This window comes from Pacificoceanicola algae (genome assembly GCF_049341065.1).
Classification (GTDB): Bacteria; Pseudomonadota; Alphaproteobacteria; order Rhodobacterales; family Rhodobacteraceae; genus Pacificoceanicola.
The window spans coordinates 189,435-201,750 of sequence record NZ_JBMPIX010000001.1; the positions used below are offsets into that span (position 1 = coordinate 189,435).

The 12,316-nt window shown below is 60.2% G+C and carries 10 protein-coding genes; 5 read left to right on the forward strand and 5 right to left on the reverse strand.

Features of this window, described 5'->3' with window-relative positions; all coding sequences use genetic code 11:
* Window positions 1–21: 21 nt before the first annotated feature.
* The 5 genes from ACOYQJ_RS00895 to ACOYQJ_RS00915 all read right to left on the reverse strand — a co-directional run bounded on the left by ACOYQJ_RS00895 (window position 22) and on the right by ACOYQJ_RS00915 (window position 4,322).
* Window positions 22–855 carry a DUF1963 domain-containing protein gene (locus tag ACOYQJ_RS00895; RefSeq protein ID WP_422904111.1) on the reverse strand — a complete coding sequence of 278 codons (834 nt, stop codon included), beginning with the start codon at window positions 853–855 and terminating at the stop codon, window positions 22–24.
* A 95-nt stretch (window positions 856–950) separates the two neighbouring features.
* Window positions 951–1,487: a bactofilin family protein gene (locus tag ACOYQJ_RS00900; RefSeq protein ID WP_422904112.1), complete on the reverse strand. Its 537-nt coding sequence runs from the start codon at window positions 1,485–1,487 to the stop codon at window positions 951–953.
* Window positions 1,477–2,790, reverse strand: a complete 1,314-nt coding sequence (locus ACOYQJ_RS00905; protein ID WP_422904113.1) for a DUF5930 domain-containing protein — start codon at window positions 2,788–2,790, stop codon at window positions 1,477–1,479. Before ACOYQJ_RS00905 ends, ACOYQJ_RS00900 begins: the two co-directional genes overlap by 11 nt.
* 173 nt (window positions 2,791–2,963) lie before the next feature.
* Window positions 2,964–3,773 (reverse strand): ferritin-like domain-containing protein, encoded by an 810-nt coding sequence (locus ACOYQJ_RS00910; RefSeq protein ID WP_422904433.1) that lies wholly within the window; start codon window positions 3,771–3,773, stop codon window positions 2,964–2,966.
* 99 nt (window positions 3,774–3,872) lie between these two features.
* On the reverse strand, window positions 3,873–4,322 hold the full coding sequence (locus tag ACOYQJ_RS00915) for a peroxiredoxin (RefSeq protein ID WP_422904114.1): 450 nt from the start codon (window positions 4,320–4,322) through the stop codon (window positions 3,873–3,875).
* Between the two features lie 85 nt (window positions 4,323–4,407).
* Between ACOYQJ_RS00915 and ACOYQJ_RS00920 the strand changes: the two genes are divergently transcribed.
* The 5 genes from ACOYQJ_RS00920 to lpdA all read left to right on the forward strand — a co-directional run bounded on the left by ACOYQJ_RS00920 (window position 4,408) and on the right by lpdA (window position 12,303).
* Entirely contained in the window at window positions 4,408–7,686 is a 3,279-nt protein-coding gene (locus tag ACOYQJ_RS00920) for a YhdP family protein (RefSeq protein ID WP_422904115.1), read from the forward strand.
* Between the two features lie 12 nt (window positions 7,687–7,698).
* Window positions 7,699–8,751 carry a tRNA preQ1(34) S-adenosylmethionine ribosyltransferase-isomerase QueA gene (gene queA / locus ACOYQJ_RS00925; RefSeq protein ID WP_422904116.1) on the forward strand — a complete coding sequence of 351 codons (1,053 nt, stop codon included), beginning with the start codon at window positions 7,699–7,701 and terminating at the stop codon, window positions 8,749–8,751.
* A gap of 123 nt (window positions 8,752–8,874) precedes the next feature.
* Window positions 8,875–10,140, forward strand: coding sequence for an MFS transporter (locus ACOYQJ_RS00930; RefSeq protein WP_422904117.1), 1,266 nt, complete (start codon window positions 8,875–8,877; stop codon window positions 10,138–10,140).
* Window positions 10,141–10,254: 114 nt separating this feature from the next.
* Window positions 10,255–10,833 carry a DUF924 family protein gene (locus ACOYQJ_RS00935; protein WP_422904118.1) on the forward strand — a complete coding sequence of 193 codons (579 nt, stop codon included), beginning with the start codon at window positions 10,255–10,257 and terminating at the stop codon, window positions 10,831–10,833.
* A 75-nt stretch (window positions 10,834–10,908) separates the two neighbouring features.
* Window positions 10,909–12,303, forward strand: coding sequence for a dihydrolipoyl dehydrogenase (gene lpdA, locus ACOYQJ_RS00940; protein WP_422904119.1), 1,395 nt, complete (start codon window positions 10,909–10,911; stop codon window positions 12,301–12,303).
* Window positions 12,304–12,316: the final 13 nt, after the last annotated feature.

Below are 12,316 nucleotides of genomic sequence, written 5' to 3' on the forward strand. Positions count from 1 at the left end.
CCACATCTTTGCCGACATTCCTCAATCTGCGTCGGCGATCATGATGGTTTGGTCAAACCGGGCTTCTTTCAGGTCCGGAGTGTTGATCAGGATATGCATCGCAAGGCTGGGAACGTCGAAGCCGTCGAATTCCCAAAGCCCCAGCAACAGCCGGTCATAGGACTGGTATTCGGGGAAGAAGCTGCGCTGGTCCAATTGCATGGGCTGGGCATAGCCGCCGATGGTCGTTCCCAGATCCGGCAGGCCGAAAGCTTCTACAATGTCGTAATAATCCGGGGCGTCCGGCGTGTCGTTGATCAAGGCTTCAAGCTGCGTGGAAAGCGCCTCGGCGTGCCAGTTGTTGAAAGGGGGCGGCTGTCTGACACTGTCCCAAATGGCCAGCTTGACGGGTGTTTCCGCAAAGACCTGTTCGGCGACAGGGTGCTCGGCTGCTGGGATTTGATAGGGTGTTTCCGCCAACCCCTTGGTATCCCTGTGATATTCCAGCCGAAAACCATCGCCGTGCGCCAGTGGGAAAAAACCGGCTTCGAATTGATCTGGAGAAAAGGTGATTCCGCGCTCGGCAATGTCGTGGGTCACGAACAGTTGGAGCAGGCCTTTGCGCGGAAAATCCGGCAAGGGCGGCAGCGCGGACAGATCAATCTGCATCACAAAGATCATCGGGTTCCCCTGCGGATCGCAGGGCAGAGTGTGACCGGACGGCCAGGCGACAGGCCCGCCCGCACGGCTTTCCAACAGCGATGCCGCCCGGCCCGTGACCTCATAGGGCAGGGCGCTGCGGGCAACGGACCGATGGCCTTTCTCGATTTGGTCTATCGCTGTCCGGTGCAGGGCAAGAAACTCATCAACGTCCATTGTCGGCCTCATGATCGGAGTGGGTCAGGAAATCGTCGCAGGACAAAAGAAAAGCCGCCCCGAAGGACGGCTTCCCTTGAATTCTGTAACTGGCCTCAGCTCTCTTGCGGGGCGGGCCGTTGCGGTTGCGGCTGCACGGGGGCAGCGGCGCGGGGGGCGCCTGCGGCAGCCTTGCCACCGGACAGCGGATCGTCCTGACGCTGAACCGACCCCTCGAAATGGGCGCCGGATTCGATGGCGATGGTCTTGTGGATGATGTCACCCTCAACACGTGCGGTCGCGGTCAGACGGACCTTGAGACCACGGACGCGGCCCACGATACGGCCATTCACAACCACATCGTCAGCGATCACTTCGCCTTTGATGGTGGCGCTTTCGCCGATGGTCAGCAGGTGGGCGCGGATGTCGCCTTCGACGGTGCCTTCGACCTGAATGTCGCCGGTGGTGCGAATGTTGCCGGTGATGTGCAGGTCATTCGACAGAATAGAGGCCGGCGGCTTTGCCTTGGGCGTCGTCGGCTTGCTGAAATCGGCCGAAGGGGCACGAGGAGTATCAGCCGGGGCTGCGGGCTTTGCAGCTGTGTTGTCATCGGCCTTATGGCCGGGTTCATTGATTTTACTTTTAGAAAACATCGTTCGCAGCCTTGATGTAGATCATCGGATTAACGGGTTTGCCGCCGACTCGGACCTCATAGTGCAGGTGGGTCCCGGTCGACCGTCCAGTGTTCCCCATATCACCGATCCTCTGTCCGCGCGAGACTCTTTGACCGACTTTTACGCGAATTTTGGACTGGTGGGCATAGCGGGTCTCGATCCCGAATTCATGCTGGATCTTGACCAGACGGCCATAGCCGGAGGACCAGCCCGCATGGGTGACCACGCCATCGGCGGTTGCGTAGATCGGGGTGCCGTGCGGCGCTGCGAAATCGGTGCCGGCGTGAAGGCGGCCCCAACGATAGCCAAAGCCCGAGGTAAAGCGGAACGGATCCTTGAGCGGCGTGGCAAACGGTGCCTTCTGTGCCGCGATCCGATACAGGTTCAGGCGGTCCATCTCACCAAGGATGCGGTTGGCGCGCTTGGTGTCTGCCGAAGGCTCTTCACCGCGGGTCGAGAAAGACAGCGGGGTCAACGGCCCACCCTGACCGGAATAGCCCTTGCGGACCTGGTTCAGGATGGTGTCGGGGTCCATGCCCGCCTTTTCAAACATCTTGTCGAGCGGCTTGACCGAGACTGTCATCGCCTCTTCGAGTTGGCGGAAGATGCGGTCGTTCTTCTCTTCCATCTTATCGATTTCAGACTGCATCTCGGCGGCACGCACCAAGGCGGCTTGCGCGTCGGCAACAACCTGATCGCGCTCTTCGGCGGTGCGGGCCAGCGCATCGGCGAGGAAATCCATGGTGCCATCGCCCTGACCACCGGCCGAAGCCACAACGGTGCCATTGCCATCAAGCTGCGATTCCATCGCTGCCAGCCGCTTGGAGATACCTTCGCGGTCTTTCATGGTGTCGCGCAGCGTGGTCTGGATCACGTCGATCCCGGTCGACAACTCGCGGCGACGGGTCTCTGACTCCAGAAGCTGGGTCTGCATGACCGAAATCTGCTTGAGTGCGGCGTTGAAACGTTCCTGCGCGGCCAGCGCCTCTCCGGCGCGGCTGTCACGCTCGGACGAGAGGGCATTGAGCCGCTGCTGGTAAGTGATCTGTTCGCGTTTCGCCTGTTCGCGGAAGTTGCCTGCCCCAATCGAGTCCATCAGCAAGATGGCCGTGGCGACAATCGTCCAGGACAACAATAAAGTTGATCCGGCAAAGGCGATGGCTTGGGTTTCGGGCTTGAGGCGAATGAACCGTGTGTCGGTTTCGGATCGAAGAAAGAGTCGGCGTTCCGGAAAGAAGCGCTCGATCACAGCATGTGTCTTAATTGCAAGACGTGTTCTCACGTGACCGTCCTTCTATAACCCATCCCAATGCCACACAGTTCGGCTCCCCAACCGACTTTGCGCCTGTCGGGCTTATCCAGACATCGGCAAGTCTGCAAGTAATTTGGGCTCTCGATTCGGACCGGGAGGCGGTCTGTTGCCCAAATGGCAAAAATCCGCCGATCTTAAGGGCTTCAACGGAGCTTTTGATCCGGCAACTTATCCGCGAGCGGCCAATAGAAGTCTGGCGGCAGGCCGGCTTCGGCGCGTTTTTCCTCGTTGAATGGGGGCTTTAGTGGGCCGTGAAAATATTTCCGGACCAGTGCATGAAAGACAACAACCGGATCCTGCTCGTGACGGCCACACAGAAAGTGGAACCACTTGGAGCCATAGGCCACATGGCTGACTTCCTCGGCATAGATGGTTTCCAGCGCTTTGACGGCATTTTTCACTCCGCCCTTGCGGAATATCTCGATCATTCCGGGGGTTACGTCCAAGCCCCGCGCCTCGAGCACCATCGGCACAACGGCCAGCCGGCCGTGCAGATCATCGACGGTATCTTCTGCCGCGCGCCACATGCCCGCGTGCGCCGGAAGCGCGCCGTAAAAGCTGCCAAGCTCTTCAAGGCAATCGCACATCAGATTGAAATGTTTGGATTCTTCGTCAGCGGCCTTGACCCAGTCGTCATAGAACCCCAGCGGCATCGCAACATCGGCAAAACGCGGGATTATGTCCCAATGCAGATCGACGGCGTTCAACTCGATATGGGCCACCGCGTGCAACAGGGCGATTCTTCCCTGCGGGCTGCCGGGCTTGCGCTTTGGCACATCGCGGGGGTCCAGAAGTTCAGGCCTTTCGGGGCGCGAGGGGCGCAAAGGGGGGCTTGCCCGGCCGATGTCCAAAGCCTCTCCGGCCTTGCGCGCAGCAAACCACGTCGCCGCATAGTCCCTTGATTTCGCGGTTTTTTCCCGCCCATCCGCCGTGGTCAATACATCCACGGCCATCTCGCACAATGTCAGCAATCTGGGTCCTGTCTTCATCTTGTCAAAAATACCCGGGGGAGCGCGCAGCGCGGGGGCAAAGCCCCCAGTTCCGCGATCGGGTCAATGGGCCTTGACGGCTTCAAGCACCTCTTCGGCATGGCCGGGCACCTTCACTTTGCGCCATTCGCGCAGGATCTTGCCGTCGCCGTCGATAAGGAAAGTCGATCGTTCGATCCCCATGAAGGTCTTGCCATACATCTTCTTTTCCTTCCAGACGTCGAACTTTTCGCACAAATCCGTGCCTTCGTCAGAGATCAGCGGCACGGTCAGCGCCTTCTTGGCCATGAACTTCTCGTGCGAGGCCAGGCTGTCCTTGGACACGCCAAACACCCTGCATCCCAGCGCTTCAAACTCGCCCTGCAACGCGGTAAAGGCTTCGTTCTCCTTGGTGCAGCCGGACGTGTCATCGCGCGGATAGAAAAACAAAACCACTTTCGAGCCTTTCAGCGCCGAAAGCGATACCTCGCCAGAGGTTGCGGGCAGGGTGAAATCAGGGGCCATATCGGACATGCGTGTCTCCTTGGTGCGATTGCGCTATTGTCTTTGGTAAGAGCAGAGTAAAGCGCAAGAATAAACCGTTGAGGCCGGTATTCCAGTGAATGAGCCGAAATCAGATCCCATAACCCGCCGCCGCAAGCGCCGCAGGCGCTGGACGTCTCTGGGCGTTTTTCTGGCGCTGTTCGCTGTGTTGGCCGTGGCGGCGATGGCGATGATGGGGCGCCCGGTTGCGGCGCCCGACTGGTTGCGCGCCAAGATTGAAGAGCGCATCGATCAGAGCCTGCCGGGGGTCAAGATCAACTTTGGCCAAATGAGTTTGGAAGTCAGCAGATCCGGCCAGCCGCGCGTGATCCTTTGGGATGTCGACCTGCGCAACGCACTGGGCGAACAGATCGCCGCCCTGTCAGACATCGAGGCCGGGTTTTCCCCTGCCGCGATCCTGCGCGGCGAAATGGTCCTGCAAAGCGCCGAAGTGTCGGGCGCATTTCTGACCTTGCAACGCGATGCACAGGGAAGGTTCGGTCTGGCACTGGGGGATGTTTTCGCCGCTGGAACGCAAACACCTGATGTGCCGCAACTGCTGACACAGATCGACACGATCATGGCAGACCCCCGCCTTGCCAGCCTTGATCTGTTCGAAGCGGATTCGCTGACTATCCGCTATGAGGATATCCGCGCGCACCGCGGCTGGACAGCGGACGGCGGTCGCCTTCGCGTGATCCGCGCGGCTGGCAAGCTTGAGATTTCCGGGGATGTCGCCCTGTTGTCGGGCGGAGATAGTGTTGCCACGATCGAAATGAACGCTGAAAGCCCGATCGGGTCGTCCCGGCTGGAATTTGGTCTGAAGCTCAATAACCTTTGGTCACGCGATATCGCCACCCAGACGCCCGCGCTGGCGTGGCTCGAAGTGCTGGAAGCCCCGATTTCCGGCGCGCTGCGGTCAGGGATCGCAGAGGATGGCCGCCTTGCGCCGCTGAACGCCACGTTGCAAATCGGCGCCGGGGTGCTGCGCGCCAACCGCGATATCAAACCGATCCCTTTTGATGGCGCACGCACTTATTTCACCTATGCGCCCGATGATGCGCGCCTGATCTTTGACGAAATCTCGGTTCAGTCCGAATTGCTTGAGGTTATCGCCGAGGGTAAGGCCACGCTTGAGGATTGGCAAAACGGCTGGCCCACCGCGCTGACCGGGCAGTTTACCCTGCCGCGCATCGAACTGGCGCAAAGTCCGTTTCTGGATAGACCAATCGCGTTGAATGGCGCGCAAACCGCCTTCAAGCTGACCTTCAATCCGTTTCAGCTGTCCTTGGGCAATCTTCGGCTCAGCGATCCTGATCTGCCGATCCGCGCCAAGGGCGAACTCTCAGCCTTTTCCGATGGCTGGCAGGTGGCGCTGGATGCGCGGATTGCCGAGACGAACCCGGCGCAGGTGCTGGAGTATTGGCCCGAAGGCAAGGCGAGCAAGTTGCGGCGCTGGCTGTCGGACAACATCCTCGAGGGCCGGATCCATGATGCCGTCTACGCGTTGCGGCTCGCTCCAAACGAAAAGCCGTCGCATTTTCTGGACCTGCAATTTGCCGATGCCCGCGTGACCTACAACAAGGCTCTGCCAGAGCTGACCGAAGGCGCGGGCCGTCTGACGCTGTATAACAAACGTCTGGGGCTTCAAGTCGATCATGGGCTCAGCGATCCGGGGCAGGGTGGGCCGATTGATCTGGCCGGATCGCAATTCGTGATTCCCGATGTGTCGATCAAGCCCGCGCCAGCGATTATCCAGGTGAGCGCCAAGAGCAGCCTGACAGCGGCCTTGGCCTATATCGACAACGATGTCTGGCAGGTGATGCGCAAGGCTGGGCGCAATGTCGATGTGGCGACGGGCCGGGCCGAGGTCACCGGACAGATTGCGCTGCCCTTGGTCAAGGGGCTGAAACTGCCAGATATTTCATTGAACCTGAAGGGCGTTCTCCGAGATCTGAAAAGCGATAATCTGGTGCCCGGTCGCAGCCTGAACGCGGACCGTCTGGAAATGGCTTTGAGCAACGAGGCGGTGGAATTGCGCGGCCCGGTATCACTGTCTGGCGTGCCTGCAACGGGCGTTTGGCGCCAGCCGCTGGGGGGCGGCGCGGGGCGGGTGACGGCGGATGTGACGATCACACCGGACAGCCTGAGCAGGATCGGCGTGACCCTGCCTGCCGGGATGCTGCGCGGCAAAGGCGTGGGCAAGCTGGACCTGACGCTCGCCAAGGGCAGCGCCCCGAGTTTTTCTCTGACCAGCACGCTTGCGGGGATCGGCCTGTCGATCCCGCAGCTTGGCTGGCAATTGTCGCAAGGCGCCACGGGGAAGTTCCAGATAGCGGGAACACTTGGTGCACCTGTCAGGATCGACGGCATGTCGCTGAACGGCGCCGGACTGGACGCCAATGGCACTTTGACGCTCCGGCAGGATGGCGCGTTTGAGGCGTTGCAGTTGTCTCGGCTCAGACTTGATGGCTGGCTGGATGTCGTGGCCACGCTGCGCGGCCGCGGCCGCGGAGTGACGCCATCTATCGAGGTCAGCCAAGGCACCGTCGATCTGCGGCGCGCGCCTTTTGGCAACACGGGCGCAGAGGGCGGCGCGTCGCCCGGCGGCGGCGGGCCCCTGTCGCTGACCTTGGATCGTTTGCAGGTGACGGACAGCATTTGGCTTGGCGGGTTTCGCGGAAACTTTGACACCGCTCGCGGGCTTGAGGGGCGTTTCGACGGGCGCCTTGGCGGGCAGGCTCCGGTTCAGGGGCAGGTTATCCCGCAAGGTGGGCGCAGCGCTTTTCGCATCAAGGGCGAGGACGCTGGGGAGATCCTGAAGGCGGCAGGTATTCTGAAAACCGTGCAGAATGGGACGTTTGAGCTGGATCTTAGCCCGGCGCGTGGCCAGATCGGCGCCTACAACGGGTTGTTGAAGATCAAGGGCCCGCGCCTGCGCAACGCGCCCGCAATCGGTGCTTTGCTGGATGCGATTTCGATCGTGGGCTTGCTGGATCAGGCCAATGGTCCGGGCATCTTCTTTTCCGAAGTCGAGGCGCGATTCCGTCTGACTCCGTCGACCGTGGTGCTGACTGAATCCAGCGCTGTTGGCCCGTCGATGGGGATTTCCATGGACGGCTATTACGACATGAAAAGCGGCAAGATGGATATGCAGGGCGTGGTGTCTCCAATCTATATCCTGAACGGCATCGGGCGGCTGATCGCGCGCAAAGGCGAAGGGTTGATCGGGTTCAACTTCAATCTGCGTGGCCCGGTGGCCCAACCCCGCGTCAGTGTGAACCCGCTTTCGGTCTTCACTCCCGGGATGTTCCGTGACATTTTCCGCCGCCCGCCGCCTGAGGTTGCGCAGTAGAAGAGGGGCGCCATGCAGCTGTCTGATTTCGATTTCGATCTGCCGGAAGGGTTGATCGCAACCCGCCCGGCGCGTCCGCGGTCTTCGGCCCGTTTACTGGTGGCAGAGGGTGATCACATCCATGACCAGCGGGTGACAGACCTTGTCGACTGGCTGCGGCCGGGCGATCTTTTGGTGCTGAACGACACAAAGGTGATCCCGGCACGGCTGAGCGGTCTGCGCCACCGCGATGGCGCGCAGGGACTGACAGAGGCCCGCGTCGAAGTCACGCTGCTTGAGCCGCGCGCCGATGGCACCTGGAGCGCGCTGATCAAGCCTTTGAAAAAGGTGCGCGAGGGCGAAGAGTTAATATTTTCTAAAGATTTGTCGGCGGTTCTTGAGGCAAAACATGAGGGGCAGGGCGCGCTGCGGTTCAACCTGTCCGGGGACGATTTCGATGTGGCCTTGAATGCGGCGGGCGCCATGCCGCTGCCGCCTTATATCGCCGCCAAGCGCCCCGCCGATGAACGCGACCGCGAAGATTATCAGACTGTCTGGGCGCGCAACACCGGTGCCGTGGCGGCGCCGACCGCTTCGTTGCATTTTGATCCGCCTTTGCTGGACCGGCTGGCCGCTATGGGCGTGAAGTTCACCCACGTGACCTTGCATGTGGGCGCGGGCACCTTCCTGCCGGTCAAGGTCGAGGATGTGACCCGCCACAAGATGCACGGTGAATGGGGCGAGGTGTCAGAACAGGCCGCCGAGGACATTGCTCGCACCAAGGCCGCTGGAGGGCGGGTGATCCCGGTGGGCACGACCGCGCTGCGCCTGATCGAAACGGCGGGGCGCGGTGGGCAGATCGCCCCTTACCGCGATGTGACCGATATCTTCATCTACCCCGGCTTTCCCTTCCATGTCGCCGATGCACTGATGACCAATTTCCATTTGCCAAAATCGACTCTGATGATGCTGGTCTCGGCCCTGATGGGCCCCGAACGTATCCGCAAGATCTATGCCCATGCCATTGAGAAGGAATACCGTTTTTTCTCTTATGGTGATGCCTCGCTTTTGTTGCCATCGGGTTGACCTCAGGACCATAGGCTTCACATTGACGCCTTAACGACACCGAACTGCGCAAAGGGTCGCTGCTGACCAAGTTCCGGCAGGTCGCTCCACGTAGCGCGAGAGCAGAATACGATTGGAGAGCAGATGCTGGACGTGTTGAGAAATTCCTGGGCTTTGCTGCTGGGTATGCTTCTGCTGATGGTGGGCAACGGTCTTCAGGGCTCGCTTTTGGGTGTGCGGGGCGCCGAAGCCGGGTTCGATTCCATCACCATGTCTGTCGTCATGTCGGGGTATTTCGCGGGCTTCCTTGTGGCGTCGCGCATGGTGCCGGGGATGATCCGGCGGGTCGGGCACGTGCGGGTTTTCGCGGCGCTCGGGTCTTTCATCTCGGCGGCATTGATCCTTTTCCCGGCCTTCAAGGACCCCATCGCCTGGACCATGGGACGTGTCGTATTGGGATTTTGCTTTTGCGGCGTCTATGTGACGGCGGAAAGCTGGCTGAACAACGCCACCACAAACGAGACACGTGGACAAACCTTGTCAGCCTATATGATCGTGCAAATGGTGGGGATTATTGCCTCGCAGGCGCTGCTGGTGGTTCCGGACGTCAGTGGGTTTTTGCTGTTCGTGATCCCGTCGGTGCTGGTTTCGATCTCCTTCGCGCCGATCCTGTTGTCAATTTCTCCAACGCCTGCGTTTGATTCGACCAAGCCGATGACGCTACGGCAACTTTACGACGTATCTCCGCTTGGCATGGTAGGCATGTTCCTCATGGGCGGCGTCTTTGCCGCGCAGTTCGGTATGGCCGCGGTCTTTGGTACGCAGGCCGGCCTGAGCCTTGGGCAAATCTCGATCTTTGTCGCATCGTTCTATGTCGGCGCGGTGATCTTGCAATATCCGCTGGGGTGGCTGTCTGATCGCATGGATCGACGCTCGCTCATTATGATGGTTGCGGCCACGGGGGCCGCTGCTGCCGTTGTCGCCATCTTGACCGGCGGTATGTTCTGGGCGCTTGTCGGGGCGGCCTTTGTGATCGGTGGTTGCTCTAACCCATTGTATTCGCTTTTGATTGCTTACACGACAGACTTTCTGGAGCCTGACGATATGGCCAGCGCCTCGGCTGGGCTCTTGTTCATCAACGGCTTGGGCGCCATCGCTGGTCCGCTGATCATCGGTTATGTCATGCAGGTTGTCGGGCCGTCGGGTTTCTTCATGTTGATCGCCGCCTTGATGTCGGCACTGGCGCTCTATGCGTTGTATCGGATGACGCAGCGCCCCTCGATCCCGGTCGAGGATACCGGCAGCTACGCGCCCATCAATCCCGGCGCAACACCGGTCGCCATGGAGGTTGCTCAGGAATATGCCATCGAAGTTGCCGAAGGCGAAGAAGGCTCAGATTCCGTGCATTGAGCACTGGTTTTCTGGAAAAATGTCATCATGTCAGAATTCGTGATTGTGACAAAACCCAAGGGCAAGTTAACGTTTTCACGACACTGGGGGCAAAGCGTGCGTGGAGGAGTGGTAATGTCGACGCCCGACGAAATTCTGGCCTTTTGGTTGGACGAAATCGGCCCAGAGGGCTGGTACAAACAAGACGAGGCGCTGGATGACGAAATCCGCCGCCGCTTTCTGCCAGTCTGGGAGGGCGCCATGGCCGGTCGCCATGGCCTTTGGCTGACCTATCCCAGCGGCACCTTGGCCTACATCATCCTGCTCGATCAGTTCTCGCGCAACATGTTCCGTGGACAGGCGCGTGCATTTGCTTCTGACCGCATCTCGCTGGCTGCGGCCAAACAAGCGATCCATCGCGGCTGGGACATGATGATCGATGAACCCGCGCGGCAGTTCTTTTACATGCCTCTGATGCATTCGGAAAACCTTTGCGATCAGGACCGCTGCGTGCGCCTGATGATGGAGCGTATGCCGAACAGTGGCTCGGGGAACCTGCTGCACGCCCGCGTGCACCGCGAAGTGATCCGCCTTTTCGGACGTTTCCCTTATCGCAATGAGGCGCTTGAACGGAACACGACCAACGCTGAACAGGCCTACATGCAGCATGGCGGTTACGGGGCAACCCTGCGCGAATTGCAAGAAGCGGCCTGACCGGCAAATCAGGCGCGTTGCCCCGCCTTGGGCGATGCGCTAGCCTTTCCCGAAAATACAGGCGGGGAGGGCCTTATGAGCGCGAAAAGCTTTGATATGATCGTGATTGGCGCCGGGCCGGGAGGCTATGTGGCGGCCATTCGGGGCGCGCAACTGGGCCTCAAGGTCTGCGTCGTCGAGCGCGAGCATATGGGCGGAATTTGCCTGAACTGGGGCTGCATCCCGACCAAGGCGCTGCTGCGCACCTCTGAAATTTTCCACTACATGCAACGGGCCAAAGACTACGGTCTGAGCGCCGACAAGATCGGCTTTGATCTGGACGCTGTGGTTCAGCGGTCGCGCGGGGTGGCCAAACAGTTGAACGGCGGTGTCGGGCACCTGCTGAAAAAGAACAAGGTGACAGTCATCATGGGCGAGGCGACGCTGCCCGCCAAAGGCAAGGTTTCCGTCAAGACTGACAAGGGAACCGAGGATCTGGCTGCGCCGAATATCGTGCTGGCCACGGGCGCCCGGGCGCGCGAACTGCCGGGTCTTGAGGCGGATGGAGATCTGGTCTGGACCTACAAACATGCGCTTGTGCCTTGCCGTATGCCGAAGAAGCTTCTGGTTATCGGGTCCGGGGCCATCGGCATCGAATTTGCCAGCTTCTACAACACCCTTGGGGCCGAAGTCACCGTGGTGGAAGTCATGGACCGCGTTCTGCCAGTGGAAGACGCCGAAATCAGTGCCTTCGCCAAGAAACAATTCGAAAAGCAGGGCATGGTGATCCGCGAAAAGACGATGGTCAAACAGCTGGATCGCGGCAAGGGCCAGGTCACGGCGCATATCGAAAAGGATGGCAAGACCACAAAAGAGAGTTTTGATACGGTGATATCCGCCGTCGGAATTGTTGGAAATGTGGAGGATCTCGGCCTGGAGGGGCTTGGCGTGCGGGTTGAGCGCACGCATGTGGTCACCGACCCGTACTGCCGTACCGGGATCGAGGGGCTATATGCCATCGGCGATATCGCTGGCGCTCCGTGGCTCGCCCACAAGGCCAGCCACGAAGGTGTCATGGTCGCCGAATTGATTGCCGGGCAAAAGCCCCATGCGGTCGATCCCGGCAGCATCGCGGGCTGCACCTATTGCCACCCGCAGGTCGCCAGTGTCGGCCTGACCGAGGCGCAGGCCAAGGACAAAGGCTACGACATCAAGGTCGGTCGCTTTCCTTTCATTGGCAACGGAAAGGCTATCGCGCTTGGCGAACCCGAAGGGCTGGTGAAAACCGTTTTCGATGCGAAAACCGGGGAACTTCTGGGCGCTCACATGATCGGGGCCGAAGTCACCGAACTGATTCAGGGCTATGTCATTGGCCGCCAGCTTGAGACTACCGAAGAAGATCTCATGCAAACGGTGTTCCCGCATCCGACCTTGTCGGAGATGATGCATGAAAGTGTGCTCGACGCCTGGGGGCGCGCCATCCACTTCTGAAGCGGGCGCAAAG